This is a genomic window from Kitasatospora sp. NBC_01560 (genome assembly GCF_045208415.1).
Classification (GTDB): Bacteria; Actinomycetota; Actinomycetes; order Streptomycetales; family Streptomycetaceae; genus Kitasatospora.
On the sequence record NZ_CP109364.1, the window covers coordinates 3,238,832 to 3,260,468 of the forward strand.

Sequence of the window (21,637 nt, forward strand, 5' to 3'; positions counted from 1 at the left end):
ACCCTCACCCCGTGAAACGGTCGAGCAGCACACCGCCGCTGTAGGTGACGGCCATCGCGAGCATCCCGCCCGCCACGTTGCGTAACACCGCCCGCCCCGGCCCGGCGCCACCCAACCGGGCACTCGTCCAGCCCGAAACGGCGAGCGCCGCCAGCACCGCGAGCACCGTCACCGCCGGCCGCCAGGACTCCGGCGGCAGCAGCACCGCAAGCAACGGCACCAGCGCACCCAGCGTGAACGCGGCCGCGCTGGCAACCGCTGCCTGCCACGGATCGGTGAGCGCCTTCGGATCGATCCCCAACTCGGTGTGCGCGTGCGCCGCCAGCGCATCCCGCTCGGTGAGCGCCACCGCCACCTCCCGGGCCAGACCGTCCTCCAACCCGCTGCCACGGAAGAAGTCGGTCAACTCGTCCAACTCCCCCGCCGGATCCTCCGCGAGCTCACGCCGCTCCTCGGCCAACGCGGCCCGCTCGGTGTCCCGCTGGGTGCTCACCGAGACGTACTCGCCGGCTGCCATCGACATCGCCCCCGCCAACAGCCCCGCCACCCCGGCCGCCACCAACGCCGTCCGCGACCCGGCCGCACCGGCCACCCCGGTCACGATCCCCGCCGTCGACACCACCCCGTCATTCGCCCCCAACACCGCCGCCCGCAACCAATTCAGCCGCGCCGACATCTCCGCCCGACTACTACCGCTGTCCTGCTCGTCCATCCACACCCCGCCCTCAGACGCCACCTCCTTTCCGATCCTCACCCGGCCCGTCACCGACCGCCACCCGCCAAGCCCCGTTGAAGCGCCACGGCACGCCGGCGACACGTCCCCCTCAGCTCAGCACCGAGTCAGCGCCCTCAACCTGCTGTGTCGGACAGGTGCTCTACCGTTCCTCCATGGAGATCGGTGGCATCACGCGCTCAGGCATCCTGCAAGCGATCGCAGAGCACGAGCGCCTCGGGGAGGAACTCTTCCGCCTGACCTACGGCTTCCGGGCGGTATCGGCACATCTGCTCGTTCACGAAGGCCAGCACTACGACGCAAAGGCCATCGCAGGGGTGGCCCACCTCTTCGACCAGGGAGAGGCACTCAAGCAAGGACAGTTCAGTGGCGGGCCAGCAGGAGCAGTGGCATGGCTGGAGCGGGAAGGATTCGCAGCAGCCAAACCGCCCCGAACGTTCGTCAGGCGCGTCGGTAGCTTGCGGCCGGCCATGCGCAAGACCGGCCCGGCTCCGCACCGCCCCCTCCTGGTGCTGTGGGCCATCGGTCAGGCAGTCGCGGGAGCACCCCGTGAGCGTTCCTGGGCGGAGACGCGCGCGGCGCTCGCCCCGCTCCTGGAGAAGTACGGCGACGTTCGAAACGGCACCCAAGCTGCGCACTATCCGTTCACGGCCCTCGTAGGTGACGATCTCTGGCAGATCGAGTCGACCGAATCCAGTGACGCCGCGGCGGCAACGTCCAAGCCACGGAAACCCACGCTCGAAACGCTGAACCGGCTCAACCCCAAAGCCGGGTTCCCGGAGGCCGACTACCAGCTCATCCAGACTCAGCCCGAGGTAGCGGCCGAGGCTGCAGCCGGCCTCATCCTGCGTTTCTTCTACCCCCTGCCGGCCGACTTCCTGGAGGCCCTTGACCTCCGGGACCTCCTCACCAGTCGCTGGGCCGATTCCCTCCGGCCGCTCATCGGGGAGAAGTTCGAGAAGCGCGACAACATCTGGCACTCCTACGGTGGAGAGAAGATGGCGGGGATCGGCAGCCTCGGCGATGGAATTCTCAGCACGTTCTCGAAGGACAACGGCCCGTACGCCGACGGGCAGCTCCCCGGATCGGACTGGATCGCCTACGTCGGGGACGGCCTGAAGGGTGATCAGCGACTTGTCGACGGCAACAAGGCGCTGGCCGATCACCAGGCGGCTCAGCGGCCGCTCCGCTACTGGCACAAGCCTCTCGACGGAGACTTCACCTTCGAAACGTGGGCCGTCGTCGTCCAACGTAGGCTTCGATGGGGCCAAGGAGCGGACAAGCAATGGCGGCGGGAATTCATATGGATCCTTGCTCCCGTCCCCTCGCCACTACGCCAAACCTGGCCGCATGACGTTACGAATGCGCTGGAGACCGACACCGGAGAACTCTACGACGAGACGACGGAGTACCAGCCCGGAGACGTCGACCCCACCGCACGGCACTCTAAAGAAACTGACGAAGAGGCATACCGTCGCCTGGCCAAAGCCGCGGAAGAAGGCGCAGCCCAGCGCAAGGAGGCAAAGCGCCAATCTGAAGTCGAGCGCTATGTTCGGAGCTCGACTGCGCGAGCTGCTGTCATCCGCAGGAGTAACGGTCGCTGCGAGAACCCTCGCTGCGCCGGGCATCCCACGGAGCTCACCACCGCGGGTGCGCCCATCCTTCAGGTCGATCACATCCAAGATCTCGCCAAGGGCGGCCCCGACATACCGTCGAATATGATTGCCCTATGCCCGAACTGCCATGCACTCAAGACATACGGGGTGAATCGAGAGAAGCTGCGCCGGGAGCTCAAGAAAATTGCCCAGCTTCTCCATAGTTCGGCATTCGACAGCAACTCGGATTAACGCCGATCACCAACAGCCAAATCGACGAAGGGCCAGTTCGTGGAAAAACTCCACCGGACTGACCCTTCGTTTCGGCTGTACGGACCTGAAAGGATCCATCACCGATTCATTCGAACCGGCAGGAATAAAGTCTCAGGGCTGACCCGCCTCTGAATCCAGGATGACCACCTGGCCAGTTACTTCCTCGATCGCTTCGAGAACCAGGGACAGTCGCTCCTGGAGGAAGTCTGCATAGTTTCCGATTCGAAATCCGTATCCAACCTCCACGTTGACCAGGTGAGATCCCAAAACATCCAAAAGCTTAGTCTGGAGCGGAGAGTCCTGCGCCGCCAGATATTCATGAATCGGGCGCATCTTGATTGAACGACGCGTCTCTCCATCGACCATTATTCTGTTGAGGATGAGGTCCGCAGAGGCTCCAGCCAACTCCTGCTGTAGCCACACCTTAGGAAATATCTGGACTGTCTCCATCTTCGCTTCCGACGGCCGGATGTTCGACACCGCCTGAGCTGACGGGAAGTCCTTCGCTCCGCCTTGAATCAGAAGAGACATCACACCACGGTAGAGCGCCTTCCGATTCGACCGCGCGCTCAGCAGATCTGCATCGGTGAGGCCAAAGGTTTCCACGGCCTCAGGCGCCCGGCTTCCCTCTTGACTGAGGACCCAGCCCTTGAGCAATCTGTAGTCCGCGCCGACCTGGCTATTGGCTCCCTGATCGAAATTCTCCGTGAAAACGGAGCACCAATAGTACTGGCGCAGCCGTTCACGAGCATGCCCTCGCTGCTGAGTTCGCAAGGCTGCAATCTCGGGCCAGATAGCCGCCATGGGGACAAGTAGCATCCCGTACGGCAGCCACTGGGGCGATATCACACCACACTCACGCTTGAGCATGTCGAGCACGTCCGCAGCCGCAGTGACGGTGGCCGACCAATTCTGCTTCAATTCCTCCGACGTCAGCTTTCCGAGGATATCTGCACGCTGAGCAGAGCCTCGCGCCCGGAGTGAAACCGCCTGGAGGAGATTATAGGGGTCAATATCGAATTCAACTAGGATCGGATATTCTTCCTGCGCACTTTCCCACCACTCGCGCAATCTCGCGCCAGACGGATAGAATTTTGCAGTCAACAGCTCGAACGCACCGAGCGGCTTAGCCGATTTATTGAGGGTTTCAAATATGTTGCACACCGCCAGCAGCGAGGTGCGCTCAGGGAGATCGACGACGGGAAAGGGGTAGGATTCGAGCGGCTGCAGGTAGCCTTCCCTCAGCTGATGCAGCGTTTCTTCCAGCACATCCTGCTTCTCACGCTCCTCGACGACCGCACGGGAGAATGCCTTGAAGGACTTCCGAAGCCCCTGGAAGTTCGAGAGGGGAAAGGTTCCGTTCGAGAGTTGCCACTCATGGTCCAGCGGATTGAACCTCAACCTGCCACGCGTATCGTAGGCCACGATGGCAGTCTCAAGCTCCACCTCCTCAAGCGGCCGCAAGGTGTAACTGGTCGGATCAATGAACGGCCACACCTTGATGAAGAACTGATACTCCCCCTTCCCGGCAAGAACATGATAGAGCGAAGTAAGTCGTTGCTGGCCATCCAGAACGAGCCGGCGCGGTTGAAGCCCACTGTTTTCGGGAGCTTCTTCGAATGGACGCGAATCGAATCGATGCGAGGAGCTTTGCTCCCACGTCAGAAGAGTCCCCGCCGGATAACGCAGGATTATGGACTTGATCAGCTCGACGGTCCGCTTGGGCTCCCAAACAAAGCTGCGTTGAAAGTTCGGCAGCGCCAGCGATCCGTCATGAATCGACCGAATCAGCGAACCTATAGTCTCCGGATTAGTCTTGAATACCGGGTCTTCCTTAAACATTGACGTCATAGCTTCTCCTTGCCAGGTCGACTTGTGAGCAATTCGCTAATTCCGCTTCGGAACTCGGCAACAGTCTGCGGGCGATTCCGCGGATCCTCCGCAATCCCCTTCTTCAAAGCACCATGCAGAGCTTCCGGAGTCTCCCCTATGCGCGAGTACGGATAAGGGATTTGCCAAGCGAGGAGATGGATCAGAATTTTTGTCAGAGCAAATATATCGGCAGCCGGGGATGCCTGATGGGCGTCGTCATACTGCTCGAACGCAGCATACGCCACAGATCCAACGAGCTTATTTTTCTCTGTAATAGTCGCACTATTCGAGTCGAGTCGACGACAGTATCCGAAATCAGATACCACCCATTTGCCGCCGATTGAGAGTATGTTGTTGGGCTTCAGGTCCCGATGAACTACTCCGTTTTCATGTGCATACTCGACTGCTGCCAGCACCTCGCCCATCACCGCGGAAACCCACGAAACAGATTGCTTGGGGCCGTCCAAAAATTTTTGCAATGACCCGTCGGCCAGAGGCATCGCATACCAAGGCGGAGATGAATTAGTTGCACAGGCAAGCACCGGCATTATTCCAGGATGTTCCAGATCGCGCTGACTGTTGACCTCGCGCACAAATCGCTGCTTCTGCTTGGCGCGGTCATCGCGAGAAGAGCCAGGATCGAAGGCTAGGTACTTCAGTGCAACAATATCGCCGGTATCGACGACCTTGGCTTTCCAAACTGCCCCCTGGCCACCCTTGTCCAGGAGTTCAATCTTCTTGAACTTTGCCATGTACGTTCAATCGCTCCCCATAGTTCGACCACAACTTCAAGGACGGCCGGGGTCGCCACCTGAAGATCGTCCGCCCAACCATGGACCAACCGACGTGCTGTTGGATAGGCCACCGGGCGCCCCGCTCAGCGTCAGATGCCTCACCTGCCAACGGGCTCAGCCCCCTTCCCGCCCGTACGCCCACCGGGAGGCAGCCCACAACCGCTGGTTCCCCACCTGCGGCCCCGACCGGCCCTTGCCCTCAGGCGAATCCGTCCGGCGCCCCCGTTGATGACCAGCAGAGACGCCATGATCATTTAGGGGAATTTTAGGAGGTGGAGGCGCCTAGTCAGGCGGCAGCCAGCCTCAGGGGAGCTACAGGTTCAAGACATATGGCTGCGGCCCAGGCCAGGACTGGTGTCCTGACCTGGGCCGCAGCCTCAGTCCTGCTTGTTCAAAGGGTGGGCGCGGACGGTTTCGAACCGCCGACATCTGCTTTGTAAGAGCAGCGCTCTACCACTGAGCTACGCGCCCCCGGTCGTGGCCCCGGTGGGGTGACGACGACTGCCTAGAGTACCTGGTCCGTGGGGTGGCGCGGTGCAGCCGGCCGGGGAGTGGGACGGGTGGGGTGCCGGTGGGGCGGGGTGATCGGGAAGAATGGGTGGTGGATCAGCGGTCGGAGCAGGGAGCGCGCAGTGAGGGTGGCCGGCGGGAGCAGGCGGGGGCGGCCGGGGAGTGCGGTGGCCGAGGCGCTGGTGCTGCCGTTGGTGGTGGCCGGTGCGCTGGGGGCGGCCGGGGCGGCGGCGTTCGGCAGTGCCGGTGGCGGGCGCGGTGGTGGCTGGTGGGGGCGGCGCGGCGGCGAGGGTGTGCGGGCGGACGCCAAGGCGGCCCGGGACGCGGCGCAGCAGGCGTTCTACGAGCTGGATTCGACCCAGCGTGATGTGCGGCTGGCGGTCGAGACGGTCCGGGCGGCGGCGGAGCAGGCGACGGCCCGACGGGCGGCGGCGGACTTCGACGCGATCTCCGGCCGGGTCGACCAGGTGACGGTGAACTACCTGGCCGCGCTGGACGCGCACGACCTGGACTCGGAGGAGTTGGAGTCCGGGGCGGCGGCGCGGGCGCGGCACCAGTTGGAGGACGTGAAGGGCCAGCTGGGGCAGGCGCAGGCGGAGCTGAACGGGTTCCTGGAGCGGCTGCAGCCGGTGCTGCAGCGCGCCGAGTCGCAGCTGATGCGGGTGACGCCGGCGGTGGAGCAGGCGAAGCGGGCACTGCTGGCGGCGACCAACGCGCTGGAGGCGGTGCGCGGGGCCGGGTTGAAGGCGGACGATCTGGCGGCGCGGCTGGCCGAGCTGGCGCCGGAGCTGGGGCGGTTGAACGAGGGGGCGGCCCGGCACGGGGTGGCGGCGACGCTGCAGCGTGCGGAGCGGGTGAAGGAGCGGGCGGACGCGATCACGGCGGACGCGGAGCACCTGCCGGAGCGGGCGCGGGAGATCGACCGGCGGGTGGCCAGCCTGCGGACCAGGATCCAGGCGCTGGAGACGAAGGCGGGGACGGTGGAGCCGGCGCTGAGCGAGCTGCGCCGACGGTTCTCGGCCTCGTGCTGGCAGGACCTCCAGCGGGTGCCGGACCAGGTCGCGGAGGCCGGCCGGGCGGCGGAGCAGAAGCTCACCGAGGCGGCGCGGGCCCGCGACGAGCAGCGCTGGGCGGACGCGACGGGCGCGATCGGTACGGTGCGCGCCCTGCTGGACACCGCGGACGGGTCGGTGGTGGCGGTGAACGAGCGCCTGCGGCAGCTGAACGAGGCGCAGCACGACCCGAACCGGGAGATCGAGCGCACCCGGTTCGCCCTGCGGGACGCCCAGCGGCTGGCGATGGCGGGGCGGCAGGCGCCGGACCCGCGGCATGCCGCGCCGCTGGACGCGGCGGTCGGGCGGCTGGACCGGGCGGTGGCGCAATTGGAGGAGGCGGGCCGGCACCCGGACTACTGGCACTTCCTGACCGAGCTGGCGGAGGTGCGGGAGACGGCGGCCCGGGTGGTGGGGCTGATCCGGGGGGACATCGGCGGCCACCGGTAGCGGGAGGCAGTGGAAGGAACACCGGCGAACCCGGGCAAGCACTCCAGTTACTGACGGGTAACTTCGTGGGCTAGAGTCACGCCATGGCTCGTAAGCGCAAGGTCTCCGCCCGCACGTTCCGGCGTGGGATCAACCTCTGGCCGCCGTTCCTGTTCGCCGGGATCAAGGTGCTGGCCATCTCCGACGACTTCCGGCGGACGAGGGTCCGGCTCCGGCTCGGGCGGCTGAACCGCAACTACGTCGGCACGCACTTCGGCGGGTCGATCTTCGCGATGACCGACCCGTTCTGGATGCTCCTGGTGATGCAGAACCTCGGGCGCGACTACGTGGTCTGGGACGCCTCCGCGGAGATCGGCTTCGTCTCGCCGGGGCGCGGCGACATCTTCGCCGAGTTCGTCCTCACCGAGGACCGGCTGGCCGAGATCCGCGAGCTCACCCAGGAGGGCAAGAAGGCCCTGGTCTGGTTCGACACGGAGGTCCTGGCGGCGGACGGTTCGGTGGTGGCCCGGGTCCGCAAGCAGCTGTACGTACGGGAGAAGCGCCGCACCGTCTGAGGCTGGGTACCCTGCGGGTATGCCACGTTACGACTTCCGCTGCCGCTCCTGCGGGGCCACCTTCGAACTCCGCCGCGCCATGGCGCAGGCCAACGACCCCGCGGTCTGCCCGCAGGGGCACGAGGACACCGTGAAGCTGCTGTCGGCCGTCGCCGTCACCGGCGGGGCCGGCGGGGGTGCCCCGCAGCAGGCCCCGTCCGGTGGTGGGGGCGGCTGCTGCGGGGGCGGCTGCTGCGGCTGACCCGGGTGGGGTCCGGGGCGGGGCCTGGCCGGGCCGGCATCGACGCCGAACCGGCACCGACAGCCTGGCCGACCCGGTCCGGACGGCCCACCCGGCCCGGGGACTACCCCGCGAAGACCGCGCCGGTCGAACCAGCCGCACCAGCTGCACCAGTTGCACCAGCTGAACCAGCTGCGCCCACCGCACCCGCCTCGCCCCGGACTCGGGCCAGGAACTGACGGACGATCTCCTCCCCCGCCGCCACCCCTACCTGGTCGAGGGCGGTGACGCCGGGGGCCGTCCAGCCGGTGTCGGCGAGTTCGCCGTGCCCGGGGCGCCAGGCGGCGTCGGCGGCGAGCAGCAGGTCGGCGTCGAGCAGGGAGTCGCCGGCGGCCAGCACGGTGGCCCCGCCGACCCGCCGCTCGACCTCCGCCAGGGCCGCGCTCTTGCTGAGCGGGGCCGGGACGGCGTAGACCTTGCGGCCCTGGAGCGAGACGGTCCAGCCGCGCTCGGTGCACCAGCCGCTGAGCTCGTCGAGCCAGCCGGCCGGCAGCTCGGCGCGCTCCACCACCAGGTAGGCGAAGAGATCGTCGGCGACCCGCCGCTTGTGCGTCCACTCCGGGTCGGCGCAGAGCGCCAGGTGCTCGACCACCTCGGCCAGCGGCACCGAGGCGGCGGCCAGCCGGCCCGCCACCTCCGTCTCCCAGTCCGCGTCCGGCACGCCGTCCACGAGGAGCCGGCCGCCGTTGCTGCAGATCGCGTAGGACGGGATCCAGGCGGGCGTCGGGCCGGGCAGGTTGACCCGCTCGTACTGGGTCCTGGTCCGGGTGGTGGCGGGGACGACGAGCGCCTCGCGGGCCAGCTCCACCAGCAGGGCGGCCGCCTGCTCGGTCATGAACGAGAGCGCCTTGCCGTCGTGCACCTCGACCGAGAGCAGCCGCGGCGCGAGCCGGTCGGGCACGTCCAGCGCGAGGGCGCGGTTGGAGTAGATCAGCGTGCGGTCGAGGTCGCTCGCGACCAGGAAGCCGCGGGCACCGCTCGACGAAGCGGCCGAACCGCCGGTACCGGCGGGATCGTTCGGACTCATCGGGTTCAGGACTCCTTCACCAGGACGGCCGTGCCGGAGGCACCGGTCGCTCCCCGACTGTAGCGGGGGTGGATCAGGCCCACGCAGGAGTACGGCAGGTCGTCCACCTCCTCGACGGGGACGCCGCGCTGGGCGGCGAGCAGACGGACGTGGTCGAGGTCGGCGCCGGTACCGCGGCGGGCGAGCACCCGCCAGGGGACGCGGCGGAGCATGACCCGGGTCGTCTCACCGACACCGGGCTTCACGAGGTTGATGTTGTCGATGCCGTACTCGGTGCTGATCCGCTCGACGGCGGCCCAGCCGACCCAGTCGGGCGTGCGGTCGGCGGAGGCCAGCAGATCGGCCTCGGCCCGGGCCTGCGCCAGGACGTCGGCGAAGTGGTCGGCGACGGTGTCCAGGAAGGCCTCGGAGACGTCGCCGCCGGCCAGGTCGGTGTAGTGCTTGGCGCCGTGGAAGTCGTCCGGGCCGATCAGGTCGGGGCGCAGCACGGTGCGCGAGATCAGGCCGGACACGGTCGAGTTGAGACAGGCGGACGGGATCAGGAAGTCGTCCCGGGTGCCGTAGGTGCGGACGCAGCGGCCGGGGTCGGCGAGCACGGCGAGCTCGGGGTCGAAGGACGACCCTTCGAGTGCCGCGGCGAGTTCGCGGGTGATGGCGCCCTTGCCGGTCCAGCCGTCGACGAACACCACGTCGGGGGCGTGGTGGTGGGCGTCCAGGTAGCGCAGCGCGACGGGGTCGATGCCGCGGCCGCGGATGATCGAGACGGCGTAGTGCGGGGTGTCCAGGCCGTGGGCGAAGGCGAGCCAGCGGCGGATCAGGACGCCCACCGGGGTGCCGGCCCGGGCCAGTGAGGCGAGCACCAGACCGCGGCCGCGCTCGCGCACCAGCGTCTCGGCGACGGTGCCGACGGCGAGCGCGATCCGGCGGGCGGAGAGCCGCAGCGCCTGGTGGAACAGCTCCTGGTACTCGGGGCTGGGCTGGTACTCGACCGGGAGCGACTCGGCGTAGTGGGCGCCACCGTTCTGGACGGCCTCCTCGCGCTCCTCGGTGGGCGCCTCCAGCGGGACGTCCGAGAGGTCCTTGAGCAGCCAGGCCACCTCGTCGGGGCGGTACGAGGAGAACGCCGGGCCGCGCAGCGGACCGGGCAGCGGACCGGGCAGCGAACCGGTGGACGCGCCGGCGGACGCGCCGACAGGGGAAACGGCGGGGGAAGCGGCAACCGCGCCCCCCACCCCGGCCGGCCGGTGCGAGGGCAGCACGGTGAGCACCACCCGGTCGGTCACCCGGCGCAGCTGGCCCAGCAGGGACCGCTCGCCCTCGTGCAGGGCGGGCGTGTCGGCGACGTCGTCGACCACCAGGACGACGGCACCGAAGCGGCGGGCCGGGTCGGTGCCGGGGGCGACGTTGTAGGCGTAGCGCTCACGCGAGGCGGAGTCGTCCGGGTCGTCGTGCGCGGGGAAGGCGAGCCGGGTGCGGATGGCGTAGCCGGGGTCGTCCACGGCGAGGACGGGCGAGCGGGTGGTGGTGGAGAAGCGGACCCGGTCGTCGCCGCCCGGCAGGAGGTCGGCGAGGGCGCCGGCCAGTCGCAGCGGCGCGTACATCAGCTCCTCGAACCCGAGCACGAGCACCCGGCCGTCGTCGCCGTCCAGCGCCTCGGCCAGCTGTGCGGCCAGCGCCGGGAGGGCGGCTTCGAGCCGGCTCCGGTGGGTGGCGTCGAAGCCGTGCCGGCCGCCGTCCGGCAGGCCGGCGGGCCAGTCCAGGGCGAGCCGCAGCACGGGGGCGGCAGGGGCGGGCGGCAGCTCCGGTGCCGGGCCGGTCTCGGCGATCAGGCGCTCGGCGCGGTGCAGGATGTCGGCGGGCAGCTCGACGCCGCCGCTGGCGGCGGCCACCAGGTCGAGCCGGGTGCCGAGCTCGGTAGCGGTGTCGGCGAGCCGGCGGCGGTCGGCCTCGTCGCGCAGGTCGACCAGCGCGACCACCACGTAGTGGCTGCGCGGGTGGTGGGAGTGGAGTTCGCGGATGGTGTTGAGCACGGTGTTGCCGGTGGAGAACTCGTCGTCCACCAGCACCAGCGGGCCGTCGCCGGCGAGCAGCTCCGGGTCGGCGGGCAGCAGCAGGTGGGAGGTGGCGTGCGAGTGCTCCTCCTCGAAGCCGCCGACCGGGGTCAGACCGGTCACCGACCTGCGGGTGGAGTGCAGGTAGGGGGCGTCCAGGCCGTCGGCGACACTGTGGCCGAGCCCGGTCGCGGTCTCGGCGTAGCCGAGCACGACGGCCCGCGCGGCCGCCTCCTCGCCGAGCAGCTCGCGGACCCGGCGGCCGAGGTCGAGCCCGGCGCCGTGCACCACGGACGGCCGCTGCGGCACGTGCTTGCCGAGCACCGTGGAGACCAGCAGGTGGGCCCGCCTGGGGTTCTCGCGCAGGGCCAGTCCGACCAGTTCGGGGAGCCGCTCCGAGCCGGTCAGGGCGACTCCGGCCCGGTCGGCCACCCAGCGGCCGGTCCACTCTTGCTGTGCTGTCACTACTGGTCCTGCCTTCGATGGTACGGAGTCCTGCGGATCGTGCGGGTCATGCGAGTCACGCGGATCGTGCGAGTCGTACGGAGCGGTAAGGGGTCGTGCGGAGCGGTAAGGGGTCGTGCGGAGCGGTACGGGGCGGTGGACGGCGGCACCGGACGGTGGGCGGGACGGGCCCGCACCGCCGCCGCGGGCTCAACCGCAGAGGCAGGCCGAGAGCAGCTCCGCGAAGCTGACGTCCTCCCGGGCCACCCCGAACACCTCGGCCCGCAGCAGCACCCGCTCCGCCCAGGCGCGGTGCGGCTTGGCTTCGTTCATCTTGTTGGTGTACGCCGAGCGCAGCACCCCGCCGCCGCCGCGCTCCTGGTCGAGGATGTCCCGGGCGTCGGAGTACTCCTCGTGCGTGACCACCGAGAGGGCGTGCACGGCGGGGACGTGGCTGGGGTGGATGCAGGTCTTGCCGAGCAGTCCGTTGGCCCGGTCCAGTTCGAACTCACGGATGAGCCCGTCCAGGTCGTGCTCGATGATCCGCTGCCGCACGGCCTCCCCGGAGGGCTCGGCCTCGGCGAACGGGGTGCGGCGCAGCTGCGGCTTGAACATCCGCTCCTGGACGGGGAAGTACTCCCAGACCGGCCCGGTCACGGTGAATCCGGTGCCGTCGGCCCGGCCCAGCACGTTGACCACGTCCCCGATCACCGCGGCGACCAGGGCCACGTCGTACGCGGTCAGGTCGGGCGAGCGGCGAAGCCCGTACGCGGAGCAGAGGTCGGTGACGCCGAGGCGGACGGCGAGGACGCGCTCGCGGTACTTGTCGAGCAGGCGGGCGATGGCGAAGAGCTGCTCGCGGCGGGTCTCCAGGTGGGCGAGCTCGGGGGATTCCAGCACCGGCATGGCGAACAGGCGCCGGCCGCTGGCGGCCTCGGCGGCGGCGAGCGCTTCGAGGTACTCGCCGCCGTTCTCGTCGGTGAACTTCGGCAGGACGAAGCCCGTGATCAGCCGGACCGCGGGGCCGAGCCGTCCGGCGAGGTCGGTGATCTGGGCGGCGGCGCGGACCCTGATGAAGAGGAGGGGCAGGTCCTGTGTGCAACTGGTGGAGGTTTCGGCCTCCCGGGCCCCCGGAATCTCCCCGGAAACCGCCTCGGCACCCACCGCGGCACCTGCCTCGGCACGCGCCCCCGCACCCACCCCCGCTCCCGCATCCACGCCCGCACCCGTCGCCGGTCCGCCGCACAGCTCACCGAGCTGCGCGACGAGGTTCGCCTCGGCGGCGGTCACCTCGTGGTCGGCGATCGAGTCCTCCAGGCAGAGCACCATCGAGACCACGCCGCGGGCGGCCTGCTTGCGGATGTCCGCGCTCAGCGTGGGCCTGGTGGCCGGGCTGTACAGGGTCGCGCCGAGCGCGGTGGCCAGCACGGCGGCGTCGCTCTCCGGGGAGAAGGCCCGGGGCTGTTCGAGGAAGAGCCGGCCGCGTACGTCGTCGGCGAGGTGGCCGAAGTGGCGCATGGTGCTCTCCTCAGGGGTGCGGGCCGCCGGACGGGCGGATGCGAAGCGGTTCGGGGTGTGCGGCAGGGCGCTGGGACGGGTACGTGCTGGGGTGTTCGGGTGCGCCGGGCGGGCGGACTCCGGAGCGGAATCCGGAGCCGTCGGGCGCCGAACGGTCGGTCGCCGGGCCCGCACGGGCGGGCGGCGTGGCGTCGGGGGGCGGCGTGGGTGTCGGGCCGTCGCGGTGTTGTGCGGCGTGGTGTCGGGGCGGCGGTTCGGGTGCGGGTGCGGGGCGGGGTTGCGGGGTACTGCAGTGGTGTTTCCGGTCGGATCCCGGGATCGGACCAGGGGCCGGAACCGGATGGTCGGACCCTGCTCCGGAGTGCGGGGGCCTCATGTGGTTAACCGGCCCGCCGGGCGTGGTGGTTCCCGATGCGGTGCCCGGGCTCGCGCTGCTGGTACGCCCTGCCGAACCCCCCGAGGCCCTCTGGCCGCCCATCGTACGGACGGCTCCTGGCCGAACGTGGTTCCGAAACATCGAATTCTCGGAAGATTACCCTCCGCTTCACAAAGCGCAAGCGTTGGCAAAGTCCCACCGTTTCGCCACCTTCGGTCACGTTGTCCGAAGGGGCGGCGAACAGGCAGGATGGTCGGCTATGACGCACGTGATGGCCAAGGGCGCCAACATCGCACTGCCGGTGGCGGCGGTCCGCGCCGTGCTGCGCTGGAGCGCCACGCCCGGTGCGCCGGACGTGGACGCTTCCGCACTGCTCCTCGGCGCCGACGGCAGGGTCCGTTCGGATGCCGACTTCGTCTTCTACAACCAGCCGCGCCACCCGTCGGGGCTGGTGCGGCACCTGCCCAAGCAGCAGACCGGCGGCGGCGAGATCGCCGACACCATCGAGGCCGAACTCGGCAAACTGCCCGTCGACGTCGACCGTGTGGTGCTCGCCGGCTCCTCCGAGGGCGGTTCGTTCCGCTCCGTGAGCGGGCTGCGGGTGCTGATCTTCGACGCGGCCGCCGGCGAGGGTGCTCCCGCGCTGGCCGAGTTCGCGATGCCCGAGGCCGACGAAGTCACCGCGCTGGTCGCGGGCGAGCTGTACCGCCGGGGCGGCAGCTGGAAGTTCCGGGCCGTCGGTCAGGGCTACGCCTCCGGGCTGATCGGCCTGGCGACGGACTTCGGCATCACCGTCGAGGACGACGCGGCCGGGGCGCGGACCACCGAGCCCGCCGACCCGCGGAGTCTGCCCGGTACCGCCGCGGCGACGGACCCGCGCACCGCCCTGCCGGACCCTCGCCCGGGCTCGCGGCCCGAGCCCGGCACCTTCACCCTGGCCCCGGCCGTCCCGATGCCCACCACGGCACCCCCCGCCCCGACGACGGCTCCCGCCGTCCCGGCCAACACTCCCCCGCCGCCGACCGCGCCGCCCACCCTGCCGCCGACGGCCCCGCCCGCACCGCAGGCCCCGCCGAACCCCCGGCCGGGCTACGGCTACCCGCAGCCGAACTCGGCCCCGCAGACCGCCGCGCACCAGCCGGGCGGCTACGGCTACCCGCAGCAGGGTGGCCGGCAGGCCGGTGGCTACGGGTACCCCCAGCCGCAGCAGCAGCCCTACCCGCAGCAGCCGCAGCCGCAGCAGGCGCCGAATCAGCCGGCCCACGGCTACGGCTACCCACCGCAGCAGCCGCAGCAGCCCCAACAGGCCGGCGGCTACGGCTACCCCCAGCCGAACACCGCCCCGCCGCCGCACCAGACCCACCAGCAGCAGCCGCAGGCCCACCAGCCGCCGGCCGCCGCCGCCGAGGAGTTCGCCCTGCCGCCGCAGGGCCCGCAGTTCCAGCCGCGCTGACACCGGGCCCGCGGCCCGGGCGGGCACCCGCACCCGAAACCGCACCCGCACGCACCGAGGCGGTCCCGGGCGGCGGCCCTCACGCCTCCTTGTACCCGCGCTGCCACTGCATCCCGAAGCCGTACAGCCGGTCGATGTCCGCCTGGAACCCGTTGACGTACCGCACCTCGCGGCGGACGGTCAGCGTGTTGTCCCCGCTGTTCTCGATCAGCACCACCGCGCAGGAGCGCGCCGCCGCCGCCCGCTCCTCCAGCTTGATCTCGATCCGCGGACCGGTCTGCGGCACGATCGTCACCACCGCGTTGGCCTGTTCGAACGCGGGTGTGCCGTCGTAGATGTAGACGAAGATGAGCAGCCGCTTGAACTGGTCCTTCTTCTCCAGGTTCACGTACATCGTCTCGCCGGACGGCGCCCCGTACTGGTCGTCCCCGCTGAGCTTGACGTAGGGCGCGCTCCGGAGGTCGCCGAAGTAGCCGCCGAGCGGCTGGACCACGCCCCGGCTGCCGTCGGAGAGCTCGTACATGCAGGCCAGGTCGAGGTCGACGTTGACCTGCGCGCCCTGCTGCGCGTCGGGTTCCATCGGGCTGAGGATGCGCGGGCTGAACCAGCGCCGGAGCGAGTCCCGGCCGGAGGCGCGCGGAGCGTTTATCCGCGTCGTCCAGTGCAGGTTGACGTAGAGGTAGCCGGTGGTGGCCGCGGCCCCGGTGATCGCGTGCTGCGGGGTCGACTTGGTGAGCGTGACCTTCTGCTGGCCGCCCGGGTCGAGCGTGTTCCGCTCGCCGCGCAGGTACTCCCAAATCGAGGCCATTCCAGTCCTCCCCCAGGCACCGCCGGTCGCTCCGACGGTCCGCCGCTCCATGATCGGGCATCAATCCGCCCGCCGGGTAGCCGAACTCCCACCCGGCGGAGTCCCTACCCAGCCCCATACCCCGGACACCGCCGCGCACCACCGGCCCACGGCGCGATCCGGACACCGGCCCGCCGACCCGCCGAGCGGCACCGGCGGGTCGATTGGCAGGGCGAAGCTCACCTCCCGTAACATGCCGCCCCTTCGGACGCGATATCGTCTAGCCGCACAGGTGTCCCGTCCGCCCCCGCCCGGGTGCGGCCCGGGCGCGCCGACAGCAAAGACGCACCGTCAGGCCCGGTCCCGGGGACGGAACCTGACCGCCTGTGTCGCACTGTGACCTGTCCCCTGCGGAAACCCGAGGCCCGACCCGCAATGAACCTGACCTCCATACAGCTGGTCTGGACCGTCATCGGCGGCGCAGCCCTGCTGTTCACCGCCATCCTGGTGGCGACGCTGCGCTTGAAGAACAACGGCAAGACCGAGGAGTCGGGCGACTCCTGGGAGCGCAGCGAGGAGCGCCGCCGGCGCAAGGAGATGATCTACGGGATCTCCTCCTACGTCCTGCTGTTCTGCTGCGCCGGCGTCGCGGCCGCGCTGTCGTTCCACGGCCTGGTGGGCTTCGGCAAGGAGAACCTGGGCCTGTCCAACGGCTGGGAGTACCTCGTCCCGTTCGGCCTGGACGGCGCGGCGATGTTCTGCTCGGTGCTCGCCGTGCGCGAGGCCAGCCACGGTGACGCGGCGCTCGGCTCGCGCCTGCTGGTCTGGGTCTTCGCGATCGCCTCGGCCTGGTTCAACTGGGTGCACGCCCCGCGCGGCGTGTCGCACGACGGTGCGCCGCAGTTCTTCTCCGGCATGTCGATCTCGGCGGCGATCCTCTTCGACCGGGCGCTGAAGCAGACCCGCAAGGCCGCGCTGCGCGAGCAGGGCCTCGTGCCGCGCCCGCTCCCGCAGATCCGCATCGTGCGCTGGCTGCGCGCCCCCCGCGAGACCTACGCCGCCTGGTCGCTGATGCTGCTGGAGAACGTCCGCAGCCTGGACGAGGCCGTCGAGGAGGTGCGCGAGGAGCGCCAGTCGAAGATGGACGCCAAGCTGCGCGCCCGGACGGCCGACCGCCGCGAGCGCGCCGAGCTCAAGGCCATCTCCCGCCAGGGCGGCATGCTCTCCCGGGCCCGTGGTGGCCGCCAGGTGCCCGCCCTCACCGCTGCCGGAGACGGCCAGAGCGCTACGGAGCCTGCCCTAGCCGCGGGAGCCGACACCGCCTCCCCCAGCACGTCCAGCACGCCGGAGTCCTCGCCGATGAGCGCCCTGGAGGCCGGCCGCCGCCCGCGGGCCGCCGTCGGCTCCGCCTCGTCCGGCTACTCCTCCTTCGGCTCCACCGACGAGTCGCCGTACCGCAGCAGCTCCTCGACGTCGTACTCCTCGTCGGCGTCGTCGTCCTCGTCCTCGTCCTCGGCGTCCTCCTCGTACCGCAGTTCGACCATCGACCTGACGGCCGACGACGACACCCTGTCGATGCCCAAGCTGGACTCGCTGGAGCGCAAGCTGCGCGCCATCGAGCAGCAGCTCGGCTAGCCACCGCCGCACCGCCGGAACGACGAAACGGCCGTCCCCCGCTCGGGGGGACGGCCGTTTCGTCGTTGGACGCTGCGCGGAGCTCCGCTACTTCTCGGTGCTCACCAGTTCCCGTTCGCCGTCCCCGCCGCCGGTGGCCTCCCGCCGGTTGCGCAGGACCGACGAGCCCAGCGCGAGACCGATGAAGGCGACACCGATCAGGCCGGTGACGATCTCCGGGATGTGGTACTCGATGCCGACCAGCAGGATCACCGAGAGCGCGCCGATCGCGTAGTGCGCGCCGTGCTCCAGGTAGACGTAGTCGTCCAGGGTGCCCTTGCGGACCAGGAAGACGGTCAGCGAGCGGATGTACATCGCGCCGATACCGAGGCCCAGGGTGATCTGGAAGATGTCACTGGAGATGGCGAACGCGCCGACGACGCCGTCGAAGGAGAACGAGGCGTCCAGGACCTCCAGGTACATGAAGAGGAAGAACGCGGCCTTGCCGCCCACCTGGACGATGGACTTGCCGGACTTCTCGGCCTCCTCCTCCTTCTCCGCCTCTTCCTCCAGCCCGGCCTCGAACACCGAGGAGAGGCCGTTGACGGTGAGGTAGGTGACGAGGCCGAGCACACCGGCGAGCAGCACCGTCTCGGCGTGGTCACCGGCGAAGAAGTTGGACGCGAGCAGCAGCGTGACCAGCGCGACGACCGAGGAGAAGGCCTCCAGCTTGCCGACCTTCTCCAGCGGACGCTCGATCCAGGCCAGCCAGTTGTAGTCCTTCTCCTCGAAGATGAAGTCGAGGAAGATCATCAGCAGGAAGATGCCGCCGAACGCCGCGATGGCCGGGTTGGCGGCCTCCAGGTACTGGGCGTACGTCTGGCCCTCGTAGGTCTTGTCCGAGTGCAGCGCCAGGTCGATGACGGTTGACGGGCTGAGGTGCGCGGTGAGGCCGACCACCAGCAGCGGGAAGATCAGCCGCATGCCGAAGACGGCGATCAGCACGCCGACGGTGAGGAAGATCTTCTGCCAGTACGGGTTCATCCGCTTCAACACCGTGGCGTTGACCACCGCGTTGTCGAACGACAGGGAGATCTCCAGGATGGAGAGGATCAGCACAATGCCGAATCCCTCGGCTCCCCAGAGCAGGCCGGCTGCGATCAGCCCGATGACGGTGATCGCGAATGACCAGCCGAATGTGCGGAGGAACACGGGACTTGGTTACCTTTCGAGTTCATGGCGTCGCACACGTAGCATGCGAGTTTTGCGCCTTTACTGTACGTTTACGCCGAAATCGAGGGCAATACCGCGCAGGCCCGAGGCGTAACCCTGGCCCACCGCACGGAACTTCCACTCCCCCGCGTAGCGGTACAGCTCGCCGAAGATCATCGCGGTCTCGCTGGACGCGTCCTCGGTGAGGTCGTAACGCGCGATCTCCTGCCCGTCCAGGGAGTTGACCACCCGGATGTAGGCGTTGCGCACCTGGCCGAAGTTCTGCAGGCGGGACTCGGCGTCGTAGATCGACACCGGGAAGGCCACCTTGTCGACCTGCGGCGGGACGAGGTCCAGGTTGACCAGCACGACCTCGTCGTCACCCTCGCCGTCACCGGTGAGGTTGTCGCCCTGGTGCTCGACCGAGCCCTCGGGGCTCTTGAGGTTGTTGTAGAAGACGAAGTACTCGTCGCCGAGCACCCGTCCGCCCGAGCAGAGCAGCGCGCTCGCGTCGAGGTCGAACGGCGCGCCGGTGGTCGAGCGGGCGTCCCAGCCCAGGCCGATCTGCACCTGCGTCAGATTCGGCGCGGCCTTGGTGAGCGAGACGTTTCCACCCTTGGCGAGCGTGACACTCATGGCTGTCCTTCCTCCCTTTGCCTCCCGGGGCGCATCTCAGGTGTATTCCCCCGCGGCCCCGTCCGGCCTCGTCCGGCCGGCTGAACTTCCTGAACTCCTATCCTTCCAGTGCGGTGGGTCAACGCGAAGCCGGGGCGGCACCCCGGCACCGCGACACCGCGGCGCCGGAACAGGACGAACCCGAACGGCCCCCGCCCGACGGCGGATCGCCACCGGACCGCCGACCTGCCGGACCACCACCCCGGCCGGGCCACGAAGCCGGGCAGCACGAAGCCGGGGCGGCCGCCGGCGCATCGCGCCCGCGGCCGCCCCGGCCGGTGGTGGTGCTCCCGGACCTGCCGGGACGCGCGCCCGTCGGGACGCGTGCCCGTCGGGCCCGTTACCCGACTCAGACGTTGACGCCGAAGTCCTGGGCGATGCCGCGCAGGCCGGAGGCGTAGCCCTGGCCGATGGCGCGGAACTTCCACTCGGCACCGTTGCGGTACAGCTCGCCGAAGACCATCGCGGTCTCGGTCGAGGCGTCCTCGGAGAGGTCGTACCGGGCCAGCTCCTTGTTGTCGGCCTGGTTCACCACGCGGATGAACGCGTTGCGGACCTGGCCGAAGTTCTGGGTCCGGTTCTCGGCGTCGTAGATCGACACCGGAAAGACGATCTTGGAAACGTCCGCCGGGACGCCGGCCAGGTTGACCTTGATCTGCTCGTCGTCGCCCTCGCCCTCACCGGTGAGGTTGTCGCCGGTGTGCTCGACCGAGCCGTCGGGGCTGGTCAGGTTGTTGAAGAAGACGAAGTTGCCGTCCGCGCCGACCTTGCCCTGGTCGTTGCAGAGCAGGGCGCTGGCGTCCAGGTCGAAGTCCGTGCCGGTGGTGGTGCGGACGTCCCAGCCAAGGCCGACGACCACGGCGGTCAGGCCGGGGGCCTCCTTGGTGAGCGAGACATTGCCGCCCTTGCTCAGGCTGACACCCACTTGTCCTCCAAGAATCGGGAGGCACTCGCTGGTGCCCCCGTGGTGCGGTCCGAGGCGTCGGTGGCGGTTGCCCCCGGGCCTCTGACCAGCCAACGGACCGATCGTAGTGCCGGGTTCCCGTCCTGGGCAGGGAACGGGCCCGGTGTGGCTGTTCGATTCTTGGCCGAGCCGGGCCCGCGGGGCCCGGAGCCGGTCCGGAGAAGGCCGGGAAGAGGCCCCGGAGGCGGCTCGGAGGCGGCTCAGAGCGAGCCGAGGACCTTCAGGTACTCCTGCTCGTCACGGGCGTCCGGCAGGCCGTTGACGACGCTCCAGCGGACCACGCCGGCCTTGTCGATCACGAAGGTGCCGCGCACGGCGCAGCCCTTCTCCTCGTCGAAGACGCCGTAGGCGCGGGAGACCTCGCCGTGCGGCCAGAAGTCGGAGAGCAGCGGGAAGTCCAGGCCCTCCTGGTCGGCGAAGACGCGCTGGGTGAAGGGCGAGTCGTTCGAGACGCCGAGCACCTGCACGTCGTCGTTCTGGAGCCGCGGCAGCTCCTTCTGGATCGCGCAGACCTCGCCGGTGCAGACGCCGGTGAAGGAGAACGGGTAGAAGACCACGACGACGTTCTTCTCGCCCCGGAAGTCGGAGAGCTTGACCAGCTCGCCGTGCTGGTTCTTCAGCTCGAAGTCCGGAGCCTCGGTGCCGATCTCGATGGCCATGGTGGGACCTTTCTGACGCGACGGGACCGCGCGGCGGGCGCGGCGAGCGCCATCCTCGCATTCGTTTGCCCCGATTCGGCCGGACGGGTGAGGCCACCCGGCTCCGGGCGACCACTTTCGCCCTGGGCGAACGCCGCTCCCGGCAGCGTCTCCAGCCGGCCGCGCGAAACGGCCGGGCCCCGCTGGAGCTTCCTCCAGCGGGGCCCGGCCGGTGCCGTCACCGAGTGCTCAGCGCTTGCCGCCCTTGGCGGCCTTGGTGGCCAGGCGGGTGGCGGCCCAGTCCTTGGCGACCGCGATCGAGCTGGTCTGCGAGAGGCCCGCCGTCCGCGCCGCATCGGCGATGTCGGAGGCCTCGATGTGACCGCCACGGCCGGTCTTGGGCGTCAGGAGCCAGATCAGGCCGCCCTCCGCCAGGTATTCCAGGGCGTCGACGAGGGAGTCGGTGAGATCCCCGTCGTCGTCGCGGTGCCACAGCAGGACGGCGTCGGCGACGTCGTCGTAGTCCTCGTCGACGAGATCCGTCCCGGTGATCTCCTCGATGCCCTCGCGGAGTTCCTGGTCACTGTCTTCGTCGTACCCCAGCTCCTGGATGATCTGGTCCTTCTCGAAACCGAGACGGTGGGCCGGGTTGGACTTGTCCGCGGGGTCCGCGGTCGCGCTCACGGGAATAACCTCCAGTATTCGGCCCGGCGTCCATGCCGAGGCTGTGGCCGTAGTCCACACGGGCGCGGCGGTTCGCGCAAG

General features: G+C 69.6%; 18 protein-coding genes and 1 tRNA gene. 6 read left to right on the forward strand and 13 right to left on the reverse strand.

The features are described 5' to 3' along the window. Window positions 1-4 precede the first annotated feature (4 nt). Window positions 5-712 carry a VIT family protein gene (locus tag OH807_RS13900; protein ID WP_406198224.1) on the reverse strand — a complete coding sequence of 236 codons (708 nt, stop codon included), beginning with the start codon at window positions 710-712 and terminating at the stop codon, window positions 5-7. Between the two features lie 176 nt (window positions 713-888). On the opposite strand from OH807_RS13900, the gene OH807_RS13905 reads away from it, so the two are divergent. Beyond that, window positions 889-2,580: an HNH endonuclease gene (locus OH807_RS13905; protein ID WP_406198226.1), complete on the forward strand. Its 1,692-nt coding sequence runs from the start codon at window positions 889-891 to the stop codon at window positions 2,578-2,580. Between the two features lie 132 nt (window positions 2,581-2,712). Here the strand turns inward: OH807_RS13905 and OH807_RS13910 are convergent, their stop codons facing one another. The 3 genes from OH807_RS13910 to OH807_RS13920 all read right to left on the reverse strand — a co-directional run bounded on the left by OH807_RS13910 (window position 2,713) and on the right by OH807_RS13920 (window position 5,738). After that, on the reverse strand, window positions 2,713-4,452 hold the full coding sequence (locus tag OH807_RS13910; protein ID WP_406198228.1) for a DUF262 domain-containing protein: 1,740 nt from the start codon (window positions 4,450-4,452) through the stop codon (window positions 2,713-2,715). Next, entirely contained in the window at window positions 4,449-5,225 is a 777-nt protein-coding gene (locus OH807_RS13915; protein ID WP_406198230.1) for a serine/threonine-protein kinase, read from the reverse strand. Before OH807_RS13915 ends, OH807_RS13910 begins: the two co-directional genes overlap by 4 nt. Window positions 5,226-5,666: 441 nt before the next feature. After that, window positions 5,667-5,738: transfer RNA gene (locus OH807_RS13920), tRNA-Val, on the reverse strand. Between the two features lie 206 nt (window positions 5,739-5,944). Here OH807_RS13920 and OH807_RS13925 point away from each other — a divergent pair. From OH807_RS13925 to OH807_RS13935, 3 genes are all read left to right on the forward strand, one after another. Beyond that, the gene (locus OH807_RS13925) at window positions 5,945-7,279 is read left to right on the forward strand and encodes a hypothetical protein (protein WP_406198232.1); all 1,335 of its coding nucleotides are present in this window, start codon (window positions 5,945-5,947) and stop codon (window positions 7,277-7,279) included. Between the two features lie 83 nt (window positions 7,280-7,362). Further along, on the forward strand, window positions 7,363-7,833 hold the full coding sequence (locus OH807_RS13930; protein ID WP_406198234.1) for a DUF4442 domain-containing protein: 471 nt from the start codon (window positions 7,363-7,365) through the stop codon (window positions 7,831-7,833). 19 nt (window positions 7,834-7,852) lie between these two features. Then, the gene (locus OH807_RS13935) at window positions 7,853-8,074 is read left to right on the forward strand and encodes a zinc ribbon domain-containing protein (protein ID WP_406198236.1); all 222 of its coding nucleotides are present in this window, start codon (window positions 7,853-7,855) and stop codon (window positions 8,072-8,074) included. A 103-nt stretch (window positions 8,075-8,177) separates the two neighbouring features. Here OH807_RS13935 and OH807_RS13940 read toward each other — a convergent pair whose 3' ends face one another. The 3 genes from OH807_RS13940 to OH807_RS13950 form a co-directional block, all read right to left on the reverse strand. Beyond that, complete coding sequence (locus tag OH807_RS13940) at window positions 8,178-9,140, reverse strand: HAD family hydrolase (protein WP_406198238.1); 963 nt, start codon at window positions 9,138-9,140, stop codon at window positions 8,178-8,180. A 5-nt stretch (window positions 9,141-9,145) separates the two neighbouring features. Next, window positions 9,146-11,656 (reverse strand): phosphoribosyltransferase, encoded by a 2,511-nt coding sequence (locus OH807_RS13945; RefSeq protein ID WP_406198240.1) that lies wholly within the window; start codon window positions 11,654-11,656, stop codon window positions 9,146-9,148. Between the two features lie 189 nt (window positions 11,657-11,845). Beyond that, window positions 11,846-13,153: an HpcH/HpaI aldolase/citrate lyase family protein gene (locus tag OH807_RS13950; RefSeq protein WP_406198242.1), complete on the reverse strand. Its 1,308-nt coding sequence runs from the start codon at window positions 13,151-13,153 to the stop codon at window positions 11,846-11,848. A 635-nt stretch (window positions 13,154-13,788) separates the two neighbouring features. On the opposite strand from OH807_RS13950, the gene OH807_RS13955 reads away from it, so the two are divergent. Then, the gene (locus OH807_RS13955; protein WP_406198244.1) at window positions 13,789-14,982 is read left to right on the forward strand and encodes a TerD family protein; all 1,194 of its coding nucleotides are present in this window, start codon (window positions 13,789-13,791) and stop codon (window positions 14,980-14,982) included. A gap of 79 nt (window positions 14,983-15,061) precedes the next feature. Here OH807_RS13955 and OH807_RS13960 read toward each other — a convergent pair whose 3' ends face one another. After that, the gene (locus OH807_RS13960) at window positions 15,062-15,790 is read right to left on the reverse strand and encodes a Tellurium resistance (RefSeq protein WP_406198246.1); all 729 of its coding nucleotides are present in this window, start codon (window positions 15,788-15,790) and stop codon (window positions 15,062-15,064) included. Between the two features lie 414 nt (window positions 15,791-16,204). Here OH807_RS13960 and OH807_RS13965 point away from each other — a divergent pair, with 414 nt between their 5' ends. Further along, a complete protein-coding gene (locus OH807_RS13965) occupies window positions 16,205-17,404 on the forward strand; it encodes a DUF2637 domain-containing protein (RefSeq protein ID WP_406198248.1) in 1,200 nt (399 codons plus the stop codon). 87 nt (window positions 17,405-17,491) lie between these two features. Here OH807_RS13965 and OH807_RS13970 read toward each other — a convergent pair whose 3' ends face one another. From OH807_RS13970 to OH807_RS13990, 5 genes are all read right to left on the reverse strand, one after another. Next, window positions 17,492-18,595 (reverse strand): DUF475 domain-containing protein, encoded by a 1,104-nt coding sequence (locus tag OH807_RS13970; protein ID WP_406198250.1) that lies wholly within the window; start codon window positions 18,593-18,595, stop codon window positions 17,492-17,494. A gap of 60 nt (window positions 18,596-18,655) precedes the next feature. Then, on the reverse strand, window positions 18,656-19,231 hold the full coding sequence (locus OH807_RS13975) for a TerD family protein (protein WP_406198252.1): 576 nt from the start codon (window positions 19,229-19,231) through the stop codon (window positions 18,656-18,658). A 388-nt stretch (window positions 19,232-19,619) separates the two neighbouring features. Next, window positions 19,620-20,195 (reverse strand): TerD family protein, encoded by a 576-nt coding sequence (locus tag OH807_RS13980; protein WP_406198254.1) that lies wholly within the window; start codon window positions 20,193-20,195, stop codon window positions 19,620-19,622. Window positions 20,196-20,434: 239 nt separating this feature from the next. Beyond that, window positions 20,435-20,893: a peroxiredoxin gene (locus OH807_RS13985; protein ID WP_406198256.1), complete on the reverse strand. Its 459-nt coding sequence runs from the start codon at window positions 20,891-20,893 to the stop codon at window positions 20,435-20,437. 228 nt (window positions 20,894-21,121) lie between these two features. Beyond that, on the reverse strand, window positions 21,122-21,556 hold the full coding sequence (locus OH807_RS13990) for a DUF3052 domain-containing protein (RefSeq protein WP_406198258.1): 435 nt from the start codon (window positions 21,554-21,556) through the stop codon (window positions 21,122-21,124). Between the last annotated feature and the right edge of the window lie 81 nt (window positions 21,557-21,637).